Source organism: Pedobacter namyangjuensis (assembly GCF_003313325.1).
GTDB lineage: Bacteria > Bacteroidota > Bacteroidia > Sphingobacteriales > Sphingobacteriaceae > Pedobacter > Pedobacter namyangjuensis.
Window position 1 is genome coordinate 263,455 of the sequence record NZ_QMHQ01000002.1, and the last position, 22,744, is coordinate 286,198.

At 35.7% G+C, this 22,744-nt stretch carries 22 protein-coding genes; 13 read left to right on the forward strand and 9 right to left on the reverse strand.

Annotated features, from left to right (window positions below):
* The 5 genes from DUT69_RS08335 (at window position 1) to DUT69_RS08355 (ending at window position 7,400) form a co-directional block, all read left to right on the forward strand.
* Complete coding sequence (locus tag DUT69_RS08335) at window positions 1–1,467, forward strand: glutamate synthase subunit beta (RefSeq protein ID WP_113652775.1); 1,467 nt, start codon at window positions 1–3, stop codon at window positions 1,465–1,467.
* A 591-nt stretch (window positions 1,468–2,058) separates the two neighbouring features.
* Window positions 2,059–3,312, forward strand: coding sequence for an erythromycin esterase family protein (locus tag DUT69_RS08340; protein WP_162796221.1), 1,254 nt, complete (start codon window positions 2,059–2,061; stop codon window positions 3,310–3,312).
* 367 nt (window positions 3,313–3,679) lie between these two features.
* Complete coding sequence (locus tag DUT69_RS08345; protein WP_113652777.1) at window positions 3,680–4,300, forward strand: (2Fe-2S)-binding protein; 621 nt, start codon at window positions 3,680–3,682, stop codon at window positions 4,298–4,300.
* Window positions 4,297–5,280, forward strand: coding sequence for an FAD binding domain-containing protein (locus DUT69_RS08350; protein WP_113652778.1), 984 nt, complete (start codon window positions 4,297–4,299; stop codon window positions 5,278–5,280). The genes DUT69_RS08345 and DUT69_RS08350 overlap by 4 nt, the downstream gene beginning before the upstream one ends.
* Window positions 5,280–7,400, forward strand: coding sequence for a xanthine dehydrogenase family protein molybdopterin-binding subunit (locus DUT69_RS08355; RefSeq protein ID WP_113652779.1), 2,121 nt, complete (start codon window positions 5,280–5,282; stop codon window positions 7,398–7,400). The genes DUT69_RS08350 and DUT69_RS08355 overlap by 1 nt, the downstream gene beginning before the upstream one ends.
* A 57-nt stretch (window positions 7,401–7,457) precedes the next feature.
* Here DUT69_RS08355 and DUT69_RS08360 read toward each other — a convergent pair whose 3' ends face one another.
* The 3 genes from DUT69_RS08360 to DUT69_RS08370 all read right to left on the reverse strand — a co-directional run bounded on the left by DUT69_RS08360 (window position 7,458) and on the right by DUT69_RS08370 (window position 10,282).
* On the reverse strand, window positions 7,458–8,114 hold the full coding sequence (locus tag DUT69_RS08360; RefSeq protein ID WP_113652780.1) for a YdeI/OmpD-associated family protein: 657 nt from the start codon (window positions 8,112–8,114) through the stop codon (window positions 7,458–7,460).
* A 102-nt stretch (window positions 8,115–8,216) separates the two neighbouring features.
* Complete coding sequence (locus DUT69_RS08365; RefSeq protein ID WP_113652781.1) at window positions 8,217–9,554, reverse strand: OmpA family protein; 1,338 nt, start codon at window positions 9,552–9,554, stop codon at window positions 8,217–8,219.
* A 197-nt stretch (window positions 9,555–9,751) separates the two neighbouring features.
* Window positions 9,752–10,282, reverse strand: coding sequence for an RNA methyltransferase (locus tag DUT69_RS08370; protein WP_113652782.1), 531 nt, complete (start codon window positions 10,280–10,282; stop codon window positions 9,752–9,754).
* A gap of 105 nt (window positions 10,283–10,387) precedes the next feature.
* Between DUT69_RS08370 and DUT69_RS08375 the strand changes: the two genes are divergently transcribed.
* Both DUT69_RS08375 and DUT69_RS08380 read left to right on the forward strand, forming a co-directional pair.
* The gene (locus DUT69_RS08375) at window positions 10,388–11,434 is read left to right on the forward strand and encodes an aldose epimerase family protein (RefSeq protein WP_113652783.1); all 1,047 of its coding nucleotides are present in this window, start codon (window positions 10,388–10,390) and stop codon (window positions 11,432–11,434) included.
* 3 nt (window positions 11,435–11,437) lie between these two features.
* Window positions 11,438–11,830, forward strand: a complete 393-nt coding sequence (locus DUT69_RS08380) for a DUF1398 domain-containing protein (RefSeq protein WP_113652784.1) — start codon at window positions 11,438–11,440, stop codon at window positions 11,828–11,830.
* Between the two features lies 1 nt (window position 11,831).
* Here DUT69_RS08380 and DUT69_RS08385 read toward each other — a convergent pair whose 3' ends face one another.
* From DUT69_RS08385 to ribD, 4 genes are read right to left on the reverse strand one after another with little or no spacing between them, the layout of a single operon-like run.
* Entirely contained in the window at window positions 11,832–12,695 is an 864-nt protein-coding gene (locus DUT69_RS08385; RefSeq protein WP_113652785.1) for a nucleoside phosphorylase, read from the reverse strand.
* Window positions 12,696–12,748: 53 nt separating this feature from the next.
* On the reverse strand, window positions 12,749–13,363 hold the full coding sequence (locus DUT69_RS08390) for an IMPACT family protein (protein WP_113652786.1): 615 nt from the start codon (window positions 13,361–13,363) through the stop codon (window positions 12,749–12,751).
* On the reverse strand, window positions 13,353–14,219 hold the full coding sequence (locus DUT69_RS08395) for a DMT family transporter (RefSeq protein ID WP_113652787.1): 867 nt from the start codon (window positions 14,217–14,219) through the stop codon (window positions 13,353–13,355). Before DUT69_RS08395 ends, DUT69_RS08390 begins: the two co-directional genes overlap by 11 nt.
* Window positions 14,216–15,271 (reverse strand): bifunctional diaminohydroxyphosphoribosylaminopyrimidine deaminase/5-amino-6-(5-phosphoribosylamino)uracil reductase RibD, encoded by a 1,056-nt coding sequence (gene ribD, locus DUT69_RS08400; protein ID WP_113652788.1) that lies wholly within the window; start codon window positions 15,269–15,271, stop codon window positions 14,216–14,218. The genes DUT69_RS08395 and ribD overlap by 4 nt, the downstream gene beginning before the upstream one ends.
* Before the next feature lie 85 nt (window positions 15,272–15,356).
* Between ribD and prmC the strand changes: the two genes are divergently transcribed.
* Complete coding sequence (gene prmC, locus DUT69_RS08405; RefSeq protein WP_113652789.1) at window positions 15,357–16,205, forward strand: peptide chain release factor N(5)-glutamine methyltransferase; 849 nt, start codon at window positions 15,357–15,359, stop codon at window positions 16,203–16,205.
* A gap of 2 nt (window positions 16,206–16,207) precedes the next feature.
* Here the strand turns inward: prmC and xerD are convergent, their stop codons facing one another.
* Window positions 16,208–17,107 (reverse strand): site-specific tyrosine recombinase XerD, encoded by a 900-nt coding sequence (xerD, locus tag DUT69_RS08410; RefSeq protein ID WP_113652790.1) that lies wholly within the window; start codon window positions 17,105–17,107, stop codon window positions 16,208–16,210.
* A 56-nt stretch (window positions 17,108–17,163) separates the two neighbouring features.
* Between xerD and aroQ the strand changes: the two genes are divergently transcribed.
* A complete protein-coding gene (aroQ, locus tag DUT69_RS08415) occupies window positions 17,164–17,586 on the forward strand; it encodes a type II 3-dehydroquinate dehydratase (RefSeq protein WP_113652791.1) in 423 nt (140 codons plus the stop codon).
* Window position 17,587: 1 nt separating this feature from the next.
* Window positions 17,588–18,310: a TlpA family protein disulfide reductase gene (locus tag DUT69_RS08420; RefSeq protein WP_113652792.1), complete on the forward strand. Its 723-nt coding sequence runs from the start codon at window positions 17,588–17,590 to the stop codon at window positions 18,308–18,310.
* Window positions 18,311–18,315: 5 nt separating this feature from the next.
* Here DUT69_RS08420 and DUT69_RS08425 read toward each other — a convergent pair whose 3' ends face one another.
* Entirely contained in the window at window positions 18,316–19,332 is a 1,017-nt protein-coding gene (locus DUT69_RS08425) for a glycosyltransferase family 2 protein (RefSeq protein WP_113652793.1), read from the reverse strand.
* 127 nt (window positions 19,333–19,459) lie between these two features.
* On the opposite strand from DUT69_RS08425, the gene DUT69_RS08430 reads away from it, so the two are divergent.
* From DUT69_RS08430 to mgtE, 3 genes are all read left to right on the forward strand, one after another.
* The gene (locus DUT69_RS08430) at window positions 19,460–20,068 is read left to right on the forward strand and encodes a WbqC family protein (RefSeq protein ID WP_113652794.1); all 609 of its coding nucleotides are present in this window, start codon (window positions 19,460–19,462) and stop codon (window positions 20,066–20,068) included.
* A gap of 3 nt (window positions 20,069–20,071) precedes the next feature.
* Window positions 20,072–21,190, forward strand: a complete 1,119-nt coding sequence (gene corA, locus DUT69_RS08435) for a magnesium/cobalt transporter CorA (RefSeq protein ID WP_113652795.1) — start codon at window positions 20,072–20,074, stop codon at window positions 21,188–21,190.
* A gap of 201 nt (window positions 21,191–21,391) precedes the next feature.
* Complete coding sequence (gene mgtE / locus DUT69_RS08440) at window positions 21,392–22,741, forward strand: magnesium transporter (protein WP_113652796.1); 1,350 nt, start codon at window positions 21,392–21,394, stop codon at window positions 22,739–22,741.
* Window positions 22,742–22,744: the final 3 nt, after the last annotated feature.

Here is a 22,744-nt window from a genome sequence, read left to right on the forward strand (position 1 = left end):
ATGGGAAAAGTTACAGGATTTTTAGAGTACGAAAGAGTTTCGCCATCTAAACAACAACCTAACGAACGCCTAGAGCATTATAACGAGTTTGTAAACCCACTTGCAGACGACCAATTAAATAAACAAGCTGGCCGTTGCATGGATTGTGGTGTTCCGTTTTGCCAATCTGGTTGCCCGTTGGGCAATGTAATTCCAGAGTTTAACGATGCAGTTTACAAAGGTGATTGGTTAAACGCTGCAGAAATATTGTTAAGTACTAATAATTTCCCAGAGTTTACCGGCAGAATTTGTCCTGCACCTTGCGAAAGCGCTTGTGTATTAGGCATTAACAAATCACCTGTTTCTATTGAGGAAATTGAAAAACATATTATTGAAATTGCATTTAACAAAGGCTATATTAAAGCAAATGCACCCTTAATTAGAACAGGGAAAAAAGTCGCCATAATAGGTTCTGGGCCTGCAGGCTTGGCTGCAGCGGCGCAATTAAATAAAGCGGGGCACGAAGTAGTAGTTTTCGAACGTGATGACGTTCCTGGAGGATTATTACGTTACGGAATTCCTGATTTTAAGTTGCAAAAAGATGTTGTAGCTCGTCGTATAAAGATGATGGAAGAAGAGGGGGTTGTCTTTAAATGTAATGCAAATGTTGGCGAAAACGTTGAGTTAAGTACGCTTTTGCGTGATTATCAAGCCATCGTTTTGGCTGGCGGGTCAACAATTCCTCGAGATCTAAACTTACCAGGTAGAGAATTAGAAGGTATTCATTTTGCAATGGACTTTTTAAAGCAACAAAACAAACGTGTAAGCAATAGTTACTTTTTAGGTAAACAGATTTTGGCTACAGGTAAAGATGTTATTGTAATAGGTGGTGGCGATACCGGTTCTGATTGTATCGGTACCTCAAATCGTCAGGGTGCTAAATCGGTTACACAGTTTGAGATTATGCCTATGCCACCAGAATACCGTACAGCAAATATGCCTTGGCCTCAATATCCGATGTTGTTAAAGGTAACTTCATCACACGAGGAAGGAGCAAGTAGAAACTGGGCGGTTAATACTAAAAAGTTTAATGCTGATGAAAATGGTAATTTAAAATCGCTAAGTGTTATTGAAGTACAATGGGAAATTGATGCTAATGGAAGAGCTTTAGGTTTTAAAGAAATTCCCGGAACGGAAAAAGATTATCCATGTGATTTAGTTTTATTAGCGATGGGTTTTTTGCATCCTCAAAAACAAGGTTTGTTAGACAAACTAGGAGTAGAGCTTGATGAAAGGGGAAATGTTAAAGCGATTGAAGGCAATTTCCAAACTAATATACCTAAGGTTTTTGCCGCAGGCGATATGCGCAGGGGGCAGTCATTAGTGGTTTGGGCAATTTCTGAAGGAAGGGAAACTGCTAGAAAGGTTGACGAATATTTGATGGGTTACAGCAAATTGCCATCTAAGGATGCGATTGCCTACGCTTAGTTTTTCTAACATATATAGACGATATAGGTTTTTAACTTGGTTGTCGTCCTAACGGTAGTCGAAGGGTTTATTAATAAATCACTTATAAATTCCTCGCAAGCTCGGAATGACAAAAATAATTAGCCACAGATGCGCAGATTTGAAGTCTGAGTTTTCTGTGGCTTTTTGCGTTTATTTCATTTAGACAGAGCACGCCGATGAAAAATCTATTTGTTAACGCGTTAATTTTAACAGATATAATTATGGAAAATTAATTGCAAAAGGACCACTGCCCTTGTTCTATAAACCTTCTTGAAGCGGCATCCTTTTTGGCTGTCATCCTAACTTGTTCCGATCCGAAATCGGTGGGGTAGTCGAATGAGTACATCAATACTAATAGTCGCAGATGCGCAGATTTTATATCTGAGTTTCTTTGGTATTTTTTGTTCAATAATCCGTCATTGCGAGGCCGTGTTGGACTAGAGCGAGCAATGTTAATCTCACTTTATGAATTATTATTTCAAATTATTTACAGTAAATCGATTCTGTTAAAGCTTGTTAATATTTTTAGTATATCATTCTTGCTGTGTAGATTTAAACAAAATGAAATCCATGTCTAAAAATTTACTCGTTCTATTTTTTATCTTTATTACATTGCAAACCTATGGGCAAAAGAAGATTAAAGACTTTGTTGAGAAAAACATAAATACAATTAGAACCATTGAACCAGACTCTTTAGATTTTAGCGATCTTGAAGTATTTGGAAAAGCTATTGACGATTCGAAAATAGTAATGTTGGGTGAACAAGATCATGGAGATGCACCAACATTTTTAGCTAAAACCCGTTTAATTAAATACCTGCATGAGAAGAAAGGATTTAATGTTTTGGCTTTTGAAAGCGATTTTTTCGCACTTAATAATGGCTGGGATAAACTTGAAAAACAAAAGGCAAAAATAGACACATTTTTGCAAAAGAATATTTTTTCTATTTGGACTAACTGTAAGCAGTGTGATAATTTATTTTATAATTATATTCCTAAAAGTTTTGAAGATAAAAATCCAATAACTATCACAGGTTTTGATAGTCAAGTGCATGGGCAGCATAGCAATACACTTAAAATATTTATTGATGATTTCTTAAAAGCTAAAGGCATTTCCTTTGTCAATGCAAAATCTTATCAAAGTTCATTTTTGCCATTTATAGATTCAACTAGAATAAGTAAAGATTTAGCCAAGCACCGACTGTTTATCAATCAAATTGACACCATATTTAATCAGCTTCCCAAAAGTTTGGAAGGAAGTTTTGAATTTTTGGTTTTACATAATTTACAGGAAAGCTGTAAGAGTAGTATTTCTTTTTTAACTAAAGGAAAAGATTATATGGAAATAAGGGATCGGCAAATGGCTGAAAATTTAAAATGGTTGGTAAATAATAAATTTCCAAATCAAAAGATTATTGTTTGGGCACATAGTGAGCATATACTTAAAAATAAGAATTTAATTAAACCTGTTTTCAGTAATGAAAATTGGACAAACATGGGGCATTTTTTCACAAGAGATAGCCTGCTAAATTCACAAACTTATATATTAGGTTTTAGCTCAAAATTAGGAACAGCAGGAAGGATTACGAACCCAAAAACTTATAATGTATCTTCCCTGAAAAAAAATAGTTTTGAAACTTGGATAGATGATCATACTAAATATGCTTTTATAGACTTTAAAAAAATTAGAGGATTAAGTCCAAAGTCAACGGAATATTTTAACATGAAAGGCAAACACCATGGTTACAATGAGGCTGTTTGGATCGAGGTTTTTGATGGAATATTTTACATTCGTGATATGTATCCGTGCGAAAAAATTAAATAAATAAATGAGAGGTAGTTGCAGACTCTAAGGAAACCATCCTTCCAAAAGAACCAAGTTTTGTACTATTAAACTTAAGGGTGTTCGTAGCACCGAAGAATAAGGGCTAAAATGGACAGCAGGCATAAGCCAAAAGCTACTGACATTGTTTTTCTACTTATTTTTTCAATTTGGACCATAATTTTTCCGCTACGCTACTAAAGACAAACGACACAAATGCTGAAATAATGTTGAAACATTCTGAGCGCAAAAATTTATCAAAAACGCTTATAAATTTTATAAATAGAATCCTTCTAAATAGCTAATAGCGTATAAAATACGGATGTTAAATAACGATATTAGACAAAGTCTTTTGTTATTTAAACCCACTATGGCCGAACTTGACAATAACCAATCTGGTGATACACGTCGTGATTTCTTGAAGAAAAGCTCGCTTTTTACAGCGCTATCCTTAACACCGCTAACCGTTTTGAAGGCGGCAGAAGGAAAAGTTGATGAGCGTTTTGCAGAACTTTTTGAGAAAATACCACTTAATTTAAAAGTAAACAACAAGCCTTATGTGCTAAAAGTTGAACCAAGAGCTACACTTTTGGATTTACTGCGTGAGCAGCTACATTTAACTGGTACAAAAAAAGGTTGCGACCATGGTCAGTGCGGCGCTTGTACAGTACACGTTGATGGCAAACGAGTGAACTCTTGCCTAAGTTTGGCAGTTATGAACGAGGGCAAAAGCATAACCACGATTGAAGGTTTAGCTAAAGGCGATGAACTTCACCCAATGCAAGCAGCATTTATCAAACATGATGGTTTCCAATGTGGCTATTGCACACCCGGACAAATTATGAGCGCTGTTGCTTGTGTTCGAGAAGGACATGCAAATTCTAAGGAAGAAATTAGAGAATATATGAGCGGGAATATTTGTAGGTGTGGGGCTTACCCTAACATAGTTGATGCCATACAAGAAGTTAAGGAGAAGGGAACCGCGATATGATCAACTTCCAATATTTGAGGGCAAGTGTGGTAAAAATTGCATTGAGCTTAGTTTCTAAAGATCCGAAAGCAACTTTTATCGCTGGTGGAACCAACTTAATTGATTTGATGAAACGTGGTGTTACTGCACCAGAGAAACTAATTGACATAAATAAGCTGCCACTAGCTCAAATTGAACTTAAAAACAATGTTTTGCATATTGGTGCCATGGTTTCTAACTCGGCATTAGCAGAAGATAGTATAGTTAAAGAACAATTTCCGCTGTTGGCTTTGGCGTTGCAATCTGGCGCATCTGCACAGTTGAGAAATGTGGCTACTGTTGGCGGAAATATGATGCAACGAACTCGTTGCGGATATTTTTATGACACCACTATGCCATGCAATAAGCGCCAACCTGGTACTGGTTGTGGAGCTATTGGAGGTTATAATAGAATGCACGCTATTTTCGGAACTTCAGAAAGTTGCATTGCCGTGCATCCGAGCGATATGTGCGTAGGTTTGGTAGCCTTAGATGCGCAAGTGGTAATTGCCAATGCCAAAGGCGAAAGAAAAATTAGTTTTGCAGATTTTCACCGTTTACCCGGAAGTACGCCAGAAAAAGATAATAATTTGCAAAAAGGCGAATTAATTGTGAGGCTTGAAATTCCAACTAATAACTTATATAAGAATTTTCATTATTTGAAAGTAAGAGATCGCTCATCTTACGCTTTTGCATTAGTTTCAGTAGCTGCTGCGTTAGAGATAAGTCAAGGTATTATTAAAAATGCTCGCTTAGCTATGGGCGGTGTTGCACACAAACCCTGGCGTTTGGTTGAAGCAGAGAATTTTTTGAAAGGCAAAACCGCAAATGCAAGTAATTTTGAAGACGCTGCAAGAATTGCCATGTACGGAGCAAAAGGATTTGGAGAAAATGATTTTAAGCTAAAATTAGCGCCTAATTCAATTATTGAAGCATTAACTGTTGCAAAAGCTAAAGCCTAATGAACTTTTTTGTAGATGAAAACGACCGCGTAGACGGTATAGATAAAGTAACCGGAAAAGCAAAGTACTTCGCTGAGTATCAGTTACCCGGATTAACTTATGGTGTTTTGGTTACAAGTAGTATAACCAAAGGGAAAATAACAGGAATTGATACAAAAGCTGCTAAAAATGCGCCCGGTGTATTAGATGTTTTATCGCATTTAAATAAACCAGTGGCGCCCGGATATGAGCAAGCTGGTGGTTCGCCAATGAAAATATTTTATACTGATGAAATATTTTTTAACGGTCAGCCCATTGCTTTAGTCGTTGCTGATTCTTTTGAGCGTGCAACTTATGCCGCTTCACTAGTTAAAGTTAGTTATGAAAAAAGCGCATTTAACACAGACTTTGTAAAAAGTATTAACAACCCAAGCGCAAAAAAACTTCAAGGTCAGCCACCTTATGTTAGGGGCACAGCCGATGCTTATAAAACTGCCGAAGTTAAAATTGAGCAGATTTACACAATGCCAATTGAAACCCATAACCCTATGGAACTACACGGGATTATTGCAGATTGGCGCACGAATGATCAAGTAACTGTTTACGCAAAAACACAAGGCGTAAAAGCTGCACAGGCAACCATTGCTAACGTTTTTAAAATTCCACAAGAAAATATTCAGGTTAAGTCTGAATTTGTAGGTGGTGGATTCGGAATGGCATTAAAAACCTGGCCTGTCGAAATCGCCACGGTTATGGCTTCCAAACATTTAAAAAGGCCGGTAAAGTTGGTTATTACCAGAGATCAGATGTTTACGATGGTAGGTAATCGTCCTTCTGCTTACCAAAAAGTTGGCTTAGGCGCAACAAAGGATGGGAAAATTACAGGAATTACGCATACTGCTTTCGGGCAAACTTCAGTTTACGAAAACTTTACAGAAGGTGTAGTAAATATGACAAAGTTTATGTACGACTCTGACAATGTTAATACCAATTATTATGTTGTTCCGTTGGATTTAAGTGTGCCAATTTGGATGCGTGGACCAGGAGAAGCAACCGGTGCATTTGCATTGGAAAGTGCTATTGATGAAATGGCGCATGCGTTGGATATGGATCCGCTGGAGTTTAGAATGAAAAATGACCCGGAACAAGATCCTCAGAAAAAACTTCCCTTTTCAAGTAAAAATATTAAAGAGGCCTATAAGCTTGGTTCGGCTAAGGTAGGATGGAGTAATAGAAAAAATAAACCTGGCAGTATTACAGAAGGCGCTTGGCAAATTGGATACGGCGTTAGTATTGGGGTATTTAACGCAAGTAGAGGAAGGGCGACTGTAAAAGGTATTTTAAAAGCTGATGGAACATTGGTTTTGCAAAGTGCTACGAGCGATATCGGTCCAGGTACAGGAACAGGAATGGTTTTAATAGCAAGTAAGCTGATGAATATTCCAGTAGAAAAAATCAGTTTTGAACTGGGAGACTCGTCACTACCTCCGGCACCAAGCCAAGGAGGATCTACAACTTTGTCTACCGTGGGTACTGCTGTTAATGATGTATGCGTTTCGTTAAAATCTACTATCGCAGAATTAGCCGCAAATGCTAACATGAGCACAACCGCAAACTTTGTTGAGGTATTGAAGAAAAACAATCTGCCAATGATTGAGGTTACAAAACAATCGCAGGCAAATCAACAAGGCAAAGAATATTCTATGTACTCTTTTTCCATCCACTTTGTGCAAGTAAAGGTTCACAAACTTACAGGCGTGGTCAAGGTAAGTAAAATTGTATCTGTCGGTGATTCTGGTAAGATTATCAGTCCGAAGACAGCACGAAGCCAAATGGTTGGTGGAGCAGTAGGAGGTATTGGTATGGCTTTGACAGAGGAGGCATTGTTGGATAATCGCTATGGAAAGTATGTAAATAACAATTTTGCAGACTACCATGTGCCGGTTCACGCAGATGTACCAGAAATTGATGTGATTTTTATAGATAAACCAGATTATATCGTTAATCCGATGGGTGCAAAAGGCATGGGAGAAATAGCTTTAATCGGCTTTGCCGGAGCTGTAGCTAACGCCGTATTTAACGCTACCGGCAAAAGGATTAGAAGTTTGCCAATTACGCCAGATAAAGTATTGGAAGCTTAAGTCATTTCATTACGAGCCTGTAATATTTTCTCGTCAGGCTCGTATTGAAATTATGTTTTATTTTTCACTTGGATTTTTCTTGCCTAAAGCTAACTTCTCTAAAGCTTTTTTAATCCGCTCATTTCTAGTTTTTTCCTGTTTCGCAGAAATTACCCATAGCACATATTCTTTACGATTTGAGTAAGAAAGTTTGTGGTAGAAATTTAAAGCGTATACATTCTTTTCTAATTCAGCTAATAAATCAGAAGGTAACGTAATTATTTTATTTGTAACATCGATGTATTTACCCAAATCGCTATTGGCAATTTCGTTGTTCCCTAATCCCGATTTTTTCATTTCGGTTTCTGGTTTAATCCTCAAACCCGTCCAAATTTCATCTACGGCCGCAGAACCGCAAGGAGTAAGGCTGTATTTTTTTAAATCATGCCAATTTTGCATAAGATTCAAATCGCTAGCCAACGCAGATTTTGCTTTTGGATAAAAAATCCAACAAATGGTTTTTGATTTTATTTCTTTCGCATACACACCTAATAGTTGATTAAAATCGGCTTTATTTCTGGCAAAAATTAAAATTGCGTCTGGTTCATCTACAACAGTTATTACATCAACTTGATCGGCAGATCCAATTATCTCCTCACTATTTTGCGGTGCATTAACGAGCAGAACTTTGAAACCTTCTTTAATTTGTAGCTTCTTCAAGAAAAGATTATTCATAATAGGTAAATATATGTCAAATGTATAAAATTGGTCAAGTTATAAAAAAAGAAAAAGCCTCCAATTTCTTGAAGGCCTTTTCTTTTATCTTGTTATATTTTATTAGAATAAACTGAATTCTACACGACGGTTTTGTTGACGACCATCTGCAGTTTTATTACTAGCAATTGGTTGATCTGGACCGTAACCTGTAGCCTCAATACGAGATGCGTTAGCACCTTGAGATACTAAATAAGCTTTTACAGATTCTGCTCTATCTTTAGATAAACGTAAGTTTAATTCTCTAGAGCCAGTAATGTCTGTGTGACCAGCTAATTTTAGGCTGAAGTTTTTCTCTACTAATAAAGCAGCAACTCTGTTTAAAGTAGTATAAGATTTAGCTCTAATTGTAGATTTGCCTAAATCGAATTCTAAGTTTTTAATAGCTTCATCAACAACTTTACGATCTGCTTCTGTTACTACTACTTTAGTTTCTTTAACAACTTCTCTCTGTACTTTAATCGGACAACCTGAACCGTCTACAACAGTATTTGCTGCAGTACCTGGGCATTTGTCAAATTTGTTTGCTACACCATCATTATCGTCATCGCCCATATCTTTCGCATACTGATCTCTGTCTCTCTGTGCATTTTGTTCTGCTGTAGATAAAGCTCTTCTTAACGCTTCGCTTTCTTCTTTAGATTGCATACGTAAAGCAGCTAATGAGCTGTAGTTTTGCAATTGAGGTTTTTCTTTGCTTCCTAACGCAAACTCTAAACCAGCGTGAGCGTAGGTAAACTTGTCGTTAGTAGCTCTATTAACTCCATCAAACGTAGATGATTTAACAAAGTTGATATCGTAACCTAAATCTAAGTTGATACCTTTAGCAATACCTAATTTAAAACCAATACCTGTTGGTATGTACCATCTTTCATCATAACCTTGATATGTGCTTGTTGCAGTATTATAGGTTGAAGCATTAGATGACATGTAACCAGCACCGGCTTTAACGTAAGGAATTAACATTGCATTTTCTTGGTTGATACTGATGTTTGCGATATTGTAAACCGCAGTTACAGCACCAGCCCATTCCATTCTGCTAGCAAAGCCAGAACCAGCTAAATACGTAGGGTTGCCTGAAGCATCTACGCCAGTTTGTGCTCTTAAGCCTTCTACTTTACCTGCTAAAAATTCAGCCTGGATACCTAAAGAGGGTAAAATCTGTTTCTTAACATAACCTCCGTAACCTAAATTTTCTTTAGCGGTTTGGAAGTCTCTAAATTTTCCATCAAACAAAGTTCGAGGAGTGGTTACGCCAGCGTGAACACCTACTGACCATGTACGGAACTGTTGAGTAGAAAAACGAGAGCCATCAGTTGATGGAGTCTCTTGTGCCATAACTGAACCTGAAATGCCTACTAAGGCCACTAAAAGTGCAGATTTTGTAATTTTAAAGTTCATATTTTTTGTGTTTTAATAGGTGAGATTTTTTAGTCTCTATATCGGCGTACCTAGAAAAACAATGCCAGAAAATAATAATTCTGTTACAAAGCGCAAGCTATCAGCGCATTATATAGGAATTTTAATCTGGTTATAATGTTAACGAAATGTTAAAAAACTGTACAGAATAATATACAGTTGTATGAAAATAGGTGGGTTTAAAGCTTCATTTTTGCAAAGAAATCCCATAAAACTATACCGGCAGAAATTACAATATTAAAAGAATGTTTAGTACCAAATTGCGGTATTTCTATGCAGCTATCTACGTTTTTCATCACCTCATCGCTAACCCCATTAACTTCGTTTCCAAAAATCAAAGCGTATTTCTTGTCTGTTGTAGGCGTAAAGGTATTTAACATTGTACTGTTTGCAGCTTGTTCAATAGCTATAATTTCGTATCCCAGATTTCTTAAAGAGCTAATCGCCATGTTAGTATCCTCAAAATGCACCCAATCTACAGATTGCGTAGCGCCCAACGCGGTTTTTTCGATTTCTCTGTGTGGTGGGCGAGCGGTAATACCACATAAAATAACCTTTTCAATAGAAAATCCATCGCCAGTTCTAAATATAGAGCCTACGTTATGCATACTTCTTACATTATCCAACACTACTACTACAGGCAATTTCTCTTGCGCCTTAAATTCTGCCACGCTTACACGGTTTAATTCGTCTAATTTTAGTTTTTGCATTTAGCAAACTTAAAAAAAATGATTAACATGCATAAAAATGCTACCATTTTAATAAGACAAATAAGGCATTTAATTGTATTTTAGACCCCAATATTAGAACGATACATGAAGGTTAATAAGATTACAACAGGACATAAAATTGGCGATAAAGAAGTATTTGCAGTAGAGTTAGTTAACGATAAGGGTACGTTAGTTAGCATATTTAACTACGGAACCATAATTAATAAATTTGTAGTTACCAATAAAGCTGGCGTACAGCAAGACATAGTTTTAGGGTTCGATAACTTTTCCAGTTATGTAGATAAGGAATATTTAAAAAACTACCCGTATTTAGGTGCTGTTATCGGTAGGTATGCGAATAGAATAAGAAAGGGGGAGTTTGTTGTTGATGGCGCGGACTATCAGCTAGCAAAAAATAACGGTGAAGACTGCTTGCATGGTGGATTAGAAGGATTTGATAAGAAAGTTTGGGATATAACCTCAACTAGCGAAGCACCTCACGCTAGTGTAACATTTCAGCATTTTAGTTTGGATGGCGAAGAAAATTTCCCCGGAGATTTAGCTGTGCAACTCAAGTTCGAGTTAACCAATAATGATGAGCTTATTTTATCTTACCAAGCTGACACAGATGAAGCAACGCCAATAAATCTAACGCATCACAGTTATTTCAATTTATCCACAACGGGCGATAAAATCGGCAAACACATACACCAAATGAATGCAAGTAGTTATTTGGAACAAGATGAAAATTTCGTAGTAACAGGAAATTTATTGCCGGTAAAAGATTCTATACACGATTTTACGGTTGCGAGAACCATAGAAGAGAATTGGGATAAGGTTGCCGGATATGATCAATCGTATGTTTTAGATAAAACTTATGGAGAGTTAACACTTGCAAGTAAAACAACTGAAACAAACAGTGGTTTGTCTTTGTTGGTGTATAGCACCGAACCTGTAGCCCATTTTTATACAGCAAAACACCTATCGGTAAAAAATGGTAAGAATGGAAAAGAGTATGGCGAGTTTGATGCTTTTTGTGTGGAAACCCAACACCACCCAAATGCTGTAAACATTCCTCATTTTCCGAATACAGTTTTAGAACCCGAAGAAGTATATACCCAAACAACCATTTATAAAGTAATCGCAAACTAAATTATGTTTACCATAGAGCAAATACAAAGCGCTGAGCAGAAAGTAGAAACGGGAGCGGACTTTCCGCAGTTGGCCAAGGATTTAAAGGATTTAGGTGTACAACGATTTGACGTATTTGTAATGAACGGCATGACTGTTTATTACGGTGCCAACGATAATACGGCCGAAGGAGAAGCTGTGTACGAAACACTAATGATCGATGAACAATCATCTGTCGATGATTTGAAAGAAGCACTAAAAGTTCATCAACAGGGTGCAAGCGACTATCAGACTTTTTGCAAGCAAGCAGCAATGGCAGGAGTAGAGAAGTGGATTGTTGACCTTCAAAAAATGACTGTTACTTATTTAGATACTGCTGGTGCCGAGATGGTGGTGGAAGATATTCCAGCTCGCTAGCTTAAAGTCTTTCTAGAACCATTTTTATAGCTTTTTCTACAATTTTATTTGGCTCGGTGCTAAATTCAAAATTAACTCTACTCGCTAAAATTGCATTTATCGAAAGCGCTTTATGTCCAAGTGCTTTCGCTAATGCGTATATCCCAGCAGTTTCCATTTCTAAGTTTGTTATCCGGTTATTTCCTTCATTAAAAGAATTTAATAGTTCAATAAAATTCGGAACTGCATTTTTAGCCCGTACTTGTCGCCCCTGTGGAGCGTAAAAACCTGGTGCAGTTATCGTAATTCCTGTTTCCATACCCCTAGCAATACTATTTAACAAAGATGGGTCAGCAGCGGTAATGTAAGGATGTATATTTTTAATATGTGAGAAATGGCTCTTAACACTATCTAGCAACGTATGTTCGTCACCACTTACTTGGTGTATATAGTAATGCATTAATGAATCAAAACCCAAACCAAAACTAGATGCCAAAATGGTTCCCATAGGGATGTCTTTTTGAACTGCCCCAGAAGTACCAATTCTGATAATATCTAATGATTTGAGCTCTTTTTTAACAGTTCTAGATTCGAAATCAATATTTACAAGCGCATCAAGTTCATTAAAAACAATATCTATATTATCAGTTCCAATACCAGTTGATAGGACTGTAATTCTTTTTTTGCCAATGTAACCAGTGTGTGTAATGAACTCGCGTTTGCCTTTTTTTACTTCAATGCTATCAAAATGTTTACTCACTTCCGCAACGCGATCTAAATCGCCAACAGTAATAACTGTGTCGGCAATATCTTCCGGTAAAAGATTTAAATGGTAAATACTCCCGTCTGGGTTGATGATTAAATCAGCTTCTGATAATTTTTGCATAACTTACTACAAATGGTTAAAGCAAACTTAGCTAAATATCTTAAAAACAAGTGCTAAACTGTTGCCAAATACTTCAATTTAATGGCGGATACTTTTTCAAATTTTCCTAAAACTGTGTTTAATTGAGCTTTTCTAACTTCAAATTTCAATAAACAATTTGTATCAAACTGTTGCGACAATACGGTTAGTTGTTCATCTTTTACTACTCGCATCACATCATTCATCACCAAATAATCAAACTCAACTTGGTAAACTTCGTTAACTGTTTTGGTTATAATCGTGTTTGCGTTAATTGCTTCAACAGTAGCGCTTTTATAAGCGTTAATTAATCCTGGCACGCCTAACAACGTACCGCCAAAATAGCGAACAACCACTACGAGGATATTTGTTAGGTCTACTGAGAGGAGTGTGTTTAAAATCGGTCTACCTGCTGTTCCGGATGGTTCTCCGTCATCATTTAGTTTAAAGATGTTTCTGTCTGGAGTTAATCTAATTGCCCAGCAAAAATGTCGTGCTTTGGCATGTTCGGTTCGTAAAGAAGTAATAATATTTTTTACTTCAGCTTCGCTGGATATTGGAAACGCGTAACTTATAAACTTACTGCCTTTGTCTCTAAAAATACCCTCTGATGGATTTTCTATAGTTTTATAAGTATCGTCAAATAGCATGTAATTTAGATAAAGTTATTAAAATGATAGCTACCAACGCTAAAATCAAACCGGCATAATTTAGTTTACTCAACTTCTCTTTGAAGACAATAATGCCTATTAAACTGCCAAAAATAATTACGGCCATATTCATTGCGGCAAATACTGTCGACGGATTATCGGCCATTGACCTGTGCGCTTTTAGATAAAATAAAATGTTGCCAAAGTTGAAAAAACCTAATACACAACCACACAAAAAGTTTACAAGTTGAAGTTTGGTTTTCTTAGTTACAGCTAAGTAAACAATATAAACTATAGCTAAAACAAATGATATACAAAATATTAAAAATAAGGAAGTTGTATAAGGTACAGCATCAATTTTACTAACTAACTTAAACAGCACGTCAATAACGCCAAACCCTAAAAAAACCATTAATAAATATAGCCAACCGTATTGCGATTTTATGCCTGTAGATTTCTTATACATTGTTAGTATTATGGCAGCAAAGCCGAAGAAAATCCCAGCATATTTCAACCTATCAAAATTTTCATCAAATAAGAAATAAGCGGCGCAAAGCGATATAAATAACGATAGACGTTGCGCTATATCTGTTCTTGCTAAACCAGCTTGTTTAACTGCCAGCCCTTGAAAAATAAATATTAATGGCAATAAAACTCCTAAAACTAAATAAATTGTTAGGTTGGTTTTCAAATTTATAGCGCCAAAATCTGGTTTGAAAAAGAACAGGCTTAATGCTATAGCAAAAAGATAATTCCAAGTAATGGCTTGTAGAATGTTTATTTGGTATCGCTTTGCGAATTTGAAAAGCACGCCTACCGTAACACTACAGGCAATACTTAGCGCTAAAAATATCATATTTGGTTGTTCGGTTTATAAATAGTTAGCGTATCTGGACCCAGTTTGTACTCTTCTGTAATATTACCTATTATTTTCGGGGCTTGCATACCATTTTCCCATTCTACACCGCCAGTAAAAATTCTAGCTTCATCCCATAAATTAGCAGTAATGAACTGGTTTAATATCACAGCTCCACCTTCTATGATAACAGATTGTATATCCATTAGATAAAGCTGAAAAGCAATTTTTTGAGCTAAATAAAAATGCATATCTTCCATTTGCACAAAATGCATATTTCCAATTACATCTGTTTTAACTTCATTAAAAATGATGGTCTTCGCTTCGTTGTTGTACAGGTTATAGTTAGTAGGTATGCTCAGATTTTTATCTATTAAAATTCTGATAGGATTTTTTCCCGTTCCTGTTCTATTTGTAAGTCGCGGATTATCTGCCAAAGCGGTTTGTTTACCAACTAAAATAGCATCTTCTTCGCTACGCCATTTGTGCGCTAAATCTTTGGCAATTTTTCCGGTAATCCATTTTTGGCTTTTATCTACAGGTGCGAAAAATCCATTAGATGTTTGCGCCCATTTTAAAATTAAATATGGTCGCTGTTTAGAAATTCGGGTAAAAAATCTTTTGTTAAGTAATAAACCTTTTTCCGCCAGTAAACCTGTTTCAACGTTAATTCCAGCTCTTTCTAACTTTTCAATACCTTTTCCGTTTACGCTAGCAAATGGATCTGTATTGCAAATTATTACTTTTTTAACTTCGTGTTTAACTAATAAGTCTGCACAGGGCGGAGTTTTGCCAAAATGCGCACAAGGCTCTAAACTTACATATACAGTAGATTCTTTTAATAATTCTTCTGCAGTACCGTTATAATTGTCAAATACGTTTTTTATTGCATTAACCTCGGCATGTGCTTCCCCAAACTTTTGATGATAACCTTCGCCAACAATCTTATTATTGCTAACTATTACGCAACCAACCATTGGGTTCGGACTAACGTTACCCTCACCTAAAGTTGCTAAATCCAGGCATCGTTGCATATAAATTTGATCGCTCATTGTTGCAAAAGTAGCTATTTAAGTGCTCAATTTTAGGTTGGCAACTATAATTTAAACCAAAATTATTTGGTTAATTTTACCAGCCATGAAACTATTAGAACTATCTGATTATTTTAAACAAAGTTTAATCGATTTGTATGATGAAGATGAAGCACAATCAATATTTTTTATAACAATAGATTCGCTATTAAACTACAATAGATCTGCGTTTCTGGTTAATAAACAACGCTTGGTAACCGATGCCGAATTTGCAGCCTTCGAGAATGTAATATCGTCATTAAAAAGTGGGAAACCAATTCAGTATATTTTAGGAGAAGCCTATTTTTATGGTTTAAAATTTAAGGTTAATCAAGCTGTGTTAATTCCTAGGCCCGAAACAGAAGAGTTGGTTGAATGGATTTTAGATGAAATAGATAATTCATTAGAAATAAATATTTTAGATATCGGTACTGGAAGTGGATGTATAGCCATAGCATTAAAAAGAAATCAGCCTCTGGCAAATGTTTATGCCTTAGATATTGCTATAGATACTATTGCCACAGCTAAAGAGAACGCTTTGTTAAACAACGCCGAAATTTCTTTTATTACTGATGATATACTAAATCTAAAAACATCATTCGACAAGAAAATCAATATCATAGTTAGTAACCCGCCTTACATAAAAGAAGATGAAAAACAAGCAATGCATCAAAATGTGTTAGCTAATGAGCCGCATAGGGCACTTTTTGTCACTAATGAAAATCCATTGATTTTTTATAATGCAATTGCCGAGTTCGCGATGGAAAATTTAGCTGATCACGGTTTACTATTCTTCGAAATAAACGAATATTTAGGTAAAGAGACAGTCTCTTTATTAAAGCATAAGGGTTTTAATAACATAGAGTTAAGGAAAGACATGCAAGGTAAGGATAGAATGGTTAAAGCTTCTTTATAGGATTAAGAGCGGGGATGAAATTGGGTAATTACGCTTTTTAGGTAATCTCTATCTAAATGCGTATAAATTTCTGTTGTAGTAATACTTGCATGGCCAAGCATTTCTTGCACAGCCCTTAAATCGGCGCCACCTTCTATTAAGTGTGTGGCAAAGGAGTGCCTTAAAGTATGCGGACTTACATTTTTGTTCAATCCAATTTTTTCGGCCAAGGTTTTAATCAAATTAAATACAGAAATACGAGACAATCTGCTCCCAAATCTATTTAAGAACACGAAATCTTCTTGCCCTTTTTTTATAGGTAGATGAACTCTAATTTGTTCGATATAAATCTGTAATAACTTAAGTGCAGTGCCTCCAATGGGTACTAGACGTTCTTTTGTACCTTTTCCAACAACTTTAATAAATTCAGTGTCGGGATAAATATTTGATCGTTTTAAATCTGATAACTCGCTAACACGCAAACCACAACTATACAACAACTCAATTATAGCTTTATTTCTCATCCCATCAGCGGTAGATGCATCAATGGCGTCAATAAGCTTATTTATTTCTATAATATTTAAAGTGTCTGGTAATTTTCTGGTGGTTTTTGGAGTTGCCAATAAAGAGGTTGGGTTATCGCTAACTATTTCTTCTTGCATTAAGTAAGAGAAAAATGCTTTTAATCCAGAAATTACACGAGCCTGCGTATTGGCTTGCACACCCAAATCATTTAACCAGCTTACAAAATCTTTTAAATCTTTAAGTTTTACGTTCTTAAGCACAAGTGGTTTATCTACCGCTAAATAATATTGGTTTAATTTTTCTACATCATTTAAGTAAGCCTGAACAGAGTTTCCCGCAAGCGAACGCTCTAGTTTGAGGTAAGCAGAAAATCCTTTTAAATGGGCAGACGCAATCATTATTTTGTTAAGTTTTTTTTATAACATTGCAACGTTACAATATTTCAAGCTAAAAAATGAAAATACAGATTATTAATGGGCCTAATTTAAATCTTTTGGGTTTAAGAGAGCCAAGTATTTACGGTTCTGAGGGTTTTGACAGTTATATAGAAAAGCTACGTGAACTCTATGCTATTATTGAAATTGATTATTTTCAAAGCAATGTAGAAGGAGAATTAATTAATAAACTGCATGAAGTTGGCTTTTCTTACGACGGAATTATCATTAACGCAGGTGGATATACGCATACCTCAGTGGCACTTGCAGATGCTATTGCTGCTATTAAAACTCCGGTAGTTGAAGTTCACGTTTCAAATATTTACGCTAGAGAAGAGTATAGGCACGTATCTTTAACAGGTAAAAATTGTAAAGGCGTTTTAACCGGATTTGGTTTGGATGGATACAGATTGGCATTGGAAAGTTTCTTAAAATCAAAATAAAATGAAAAAGTTAATTGCTCTTATTTTAGTTCTTTTCGCTTTAAACAGCTATGCACAAGTTACAAGAACTGTTACAAAGTTAGATGAAAATACCGTTGTAAAAGATGGTGAAGGTACTGTATTGCCATACGCTATTTGGCAAAAGTTAATGCAAACCGGCGATTTCCAGCTAAAAAGAAGCGCTGGCTCAACCGAATTTGTAGTTTATAAAATGACTGAGCAGGAAAAGTCGGTTGTAGAAGAACGAAGAAAATCAATGAACGCCACCTTGCCAAAACCAAGGCCAACCACTTCTTTTAAAGATGGAGAAAAATTTTCTGGTTATAAGCTAACTGATATTGACGGTAACAAGTACGATATCAAAGATACAAAGGGTAAAATCGTTGTACTTAACTTTTGGTTTATCAATTGTCTGCCGTGTAAACAAGAAATTCCCGAATTGAACAAACTACAAGCGAAATTTAAAGACAGTACGAATGTTCTGTTTTTAGGTATTGCCTTGGATGATAGATATGATTTAAAAGAGTTTCTAAAAACAACTCCTTTCTCTTACAATATTGTAGATAATGGAAGGTTTTATGCAGAGAGGCACAAAATTACAGCTTATCCAACCCATGTTGTAATTGGTAAAGATGGATTAGTAAAATTCCATACTTTAGGTTTCGCCCAAAATACCATATACTGGTTAGAAAAAACCGTTAAGGAAGAACTTTCAGCGCCGTAAAACCATTAAAATTTCAAATCGCTAAATTTTTTGATGCGCTTAGCGAAATAACTATATACAATACTGCCTTTATAAACTCCACTATGTTTTAATAGGGGAGTTTGCTTTGTAGCACGTTTATTTGCCGTGTTGTTAAGCTCTTTTAAGAAATGGAAATGGGCCTTACTGATAGCGAGCGTAAATTTTGGTTTTCCTTTAAGCAAAAACTGAAACCAAGCTGCTAAATCAATCCACATTCTTATAAATATCCTAAAATATGCATCTTCTTTTGGAAGATTTTTTTGCATAATAATTAAGTTATTTCTAAAATTTAAATAGGTTTTATACGGATTATTAGCATTTAAAGTTCCTCCGCCCAAATGGTAAACTTCAGCATCAGTGCAACAAACAATTTTATAACCTAGGTTTTTTAATCGCCAGCACAAATCTATTTCTTCCATGTGTGCAAACAAATCCGCATCCAGTCCTTTCACTTCAAACCAAGTCTTGCTTTTAATAAAAAACGCTGCGCCACTTGCCCAAAAAATCTCATTACTGCCATTATATTGGTTCAAATCGGTTTCAACAGTATCAAAAATTCTTCCTCTGCAAAAAGGAAATGCATACATATCTAAATAACCACCTGCTGCGCCAGCATATTCAAACTGTTGTTTTTGTTGTTGCCATTTAATTTTGGGCTGTGCAACCGCAATCTTTTCATCGGTTTGCATTAAATTAATTACCGGAGATATCCAATTTTCCGGCACTTCAACGTCAGAATTCAATAAAACGAAATAATCAGCGTTAACCTTTTCTAAAATGTGATTATACCCGCCAGCGAAACCATAGTTTTTATCGTTTTCTATGATTGTAACTGTTGGAAAATTATTCCTTACGTAGTCAACAGAATTATCAGTAGAGGCATTGTCGCCCAATACGATTTCTAAATTCGGATAGGCTGTTTTTATGACACTGGGTAAAAAGCGTTCCAAAAGTGCTTTTCCATTCCAATTTAGTATTACTACAGCTACGCGAGGTTCCATGTTTTACAGAGTATTTAAACCTTAAAAAGTTTGAGCTTGCTAAATTATATAAAAAGAACAAGTCGATTGTTAAAAAGCCTATATTAATGGTTAATTTCGTCGGTTAAATATAAATTCTAAGTAAACAATGCCAAACCTTCCGCTATTTCCGCTTTTCTATCTGCCTCCGGTAGCTTATTTCTCTAAATTAAAAGAACACAACTTCAACATCACAATCGAGAAGCACGAGCATTTTATAAAGCAAACCTATAGAAACAGAGTTAAAATAGCTTCTCCAGATGGTATTTTAGATTTAACAATTCCAGTTGTAAAAGGCTCAAAAGTGCATACTCCCGTTAAAGACGTTAAAATAAGTTACGACTTTAAATGGCAACGCCTGCATTGGCTAAGTATGCAAACTTGTTACCGTAGTTCTGCATATTTTGAGTATTACGAAGATGGCTTGGCCTATTTTTACGAAAAGAAATTCGACTTTTTATTCGACTACAATTTAGAGTTGCTTCATTGGCTTTTTAAACAACTTAAAATTAATGCGCAAATAAATTTTAGCGATGAATATTTTAAAGAATTAACTGAAGGAGTAGACCTTAGGAATAGCTTTGCTAAAAATGAAAATAATTTGGTAGAAACGAAAAACTACTTTCAAGTGTTTAGCGATAGAAACGAATTTATCCCTAACCTAAGTATTGTAGATTTACTTTTTAACCAAGGTCCGCAATCAAAAATTTATTTTTAGAAAATGGCCAAACCGCGTAAACATAAACACAAAAAACATAACTACACTATTCCTTTACCGGGTAGTAGCCCTGGTTTAGTTTACATAGATGAGCATTCGCTTAAGCCAATAATAAAGCTGCATGCTTATAATCCTGATGTTTATGAAGTAACAGAGCTTTCGGACATAAACAAACTGAAACAACTTATTACTGACGATGCCAAAACCTATTGGGTAGAAATTAAAGGCTTCGACTCTTTAAAGATGTTCGAAATTTTAAATGAAGAATTCGGCATTAATAAATTGGTTTTAGAAGATATTACCAGAACCTATCAGCGACCGAAATATGAAGAGTATGGAAGTTATGATTTCGCCGTTAGCCGGATGTTATATCTTGATGAGGAAAATTCATTAGAAAATGAGCAACTTTCTTTTGTGCTTACTAAAAACGCACTTTTTACCTTTCAGGATAAATACGAAGATTGCTTAGATGCGGTAAGAAAAAGGCTAGAAATAGGTAAGGGAACGATAAGAACCGGAGGAAGCAGCTATTTAATGTATGCCTTAATGGATATGATTGTAGATGAGTATTTCTCGGTTTTAGGCTTTTGGAGTGGCGAATTAGATGATATTGAAGATAGACTTTTGGATAAGCCAGAACGCTCTATTATGTTTGACACACAATCCATTAAGCGCCAGTTAATTACAGTTAGGCGTATTGCTTGGCCAGAAAGAGACAAAATGAATGACATGTTGCGTTCAGATAGTCCGTTAATTACTGATCAGACCAAGATGTTTTTAAGAGATGCCTACGATCATTGCATACAGATAATTGATATGGTAGAGTCGCTTAAAGAGATTTCTGCAAGTAACATCGATATGTATCTATCAATCATCAGTAACAGAATGAACGAAATTATGAAGGTTTTAACAATCATTTCGTCAATATTTATTCCATTAACTTTTATTGCAGGTATTTATGGAATGAATTTTAGTAGGGAAGATCCAGTTACTGGCAAAGTATTACCGCAAAATATGCCAGAACTATATCAGGAACATGGTTACCTGTATACTATGATTGTTATGGGTATAATTGCTGTGGTTCAAGTAGTTTATTTTTGGCGTAAAGGATGGTTTAAGTAACTTTTTTGAAAAGCACTAGTTGTGCTACTATAAAAAGTCCCGTCCCGCTATTGTTGCTGCCATAAAAAATGGCATTCACGCTATCGGGTTTAGTTCACTCAAGTTTATCGTCAAAAACCGGCATCAAGCCTTGCTACAAAATAAATCAAAGCCTAAACACATTTTAGCGTCCCAACATCAAATTATTTTTAACTTAGCGCAATGCAATCTTTTGACTTTGATAAAACTGATATTTCAAAAATAAAGCAAGCTATAAGTGGCAATGATGAGCTACTTAAAGCTACGCTTGCAGAATATCATGCTTCAGAAATTGCGATACTTTTTGAAAGTATAAGTAGCGATGATAGGGAAAGAATCATCAATTTGCTCGACGTTGAAACTGCATCGGAAGTAATTTCTGAAATGCATGAAGAAACTCACCCAGAAGAGTTACTGTTTCAATTGCATCCAGATAAACGTACCGAAATTGTTGAAGAACTTGATTATGATGATGCGACCGACATTATCTCTCAGCTAGACGAGCACGAACAGAAAGAAATTTTAGAAGAATTAAGTGACGATGATGCTTCGAGCATTAGAAACTTAATGAGCTATGAAGAGGATTCTGCCGGTGGTTTGATGAATACGCAATTTATTAGCATCAACCTAAATCTCACCAAAAAAGATGCTATTGATGAAATTATTAGACAAAGCGAAGAAATTGAAGAGTTTTATACCGTAAACGTTGTTGATGATTTTAACGTTTTTAAAGGTATTGTTTCTTTAAAGGATATTATAAAGGCTAAAGGTAATGCCAAAATTACCGAAATGGTTAATCCAGATGCGGTATTTGTTAAAGCGGATACCGATCAGGAAGAGGTAGCAAAACTAATTTCCCAATATAATCTAACCAGTATACCCGTGGTAGATAACGAAATGCGGCTATTGGGTCGCGTTACGTTTGATGACGTTATAGATGTTTTAGAAGAGGAGAATACAGAAGATATATTAAAAATTTCTGGTGTATCTGAAGATGAGGAACTAAGCGGTAACTGGGTAGAAGCTGTAAAATCTCGTTTGCCGTGGCTAATAATAAATCTTGCAACAGCATTTCTAGCTTCTGCGGTAATTAGGCACTATGAATCAACATTAGATTCTTTAGCCGTACTGTCTGCTTACATGGTAATTATTGCTGGTATGGGTGGTAATGCAGCAACGCAGGCACTGGCAGTAACGGTAAGGCGTATTTCTTTATACGATTTAACGGATAACCAAGCCTACCGAACTGTATTAAAAGAATTTACTGTAGGTTTAATTAACGGGGCAGTTACGGGATTAATCGTGTTAGTTTTTGCTTACTTTTTTGATTCTAACTTTATGTTAGGCTTAGTTATATTTTTAGCTATGACGGGAAATTTGGTCATCGCCGGCATTACAGGATCGAGTATTCCGCTAATATTAAAAAGGGTAGGCATCGATCCCGCAATTGCATCATCTATCATTATAACAACATTTACAGATGTTTTCGGCTTTTTACTTTTGTTAGGCTTGGCAAGCAAGTTATTGCTTTAAAAC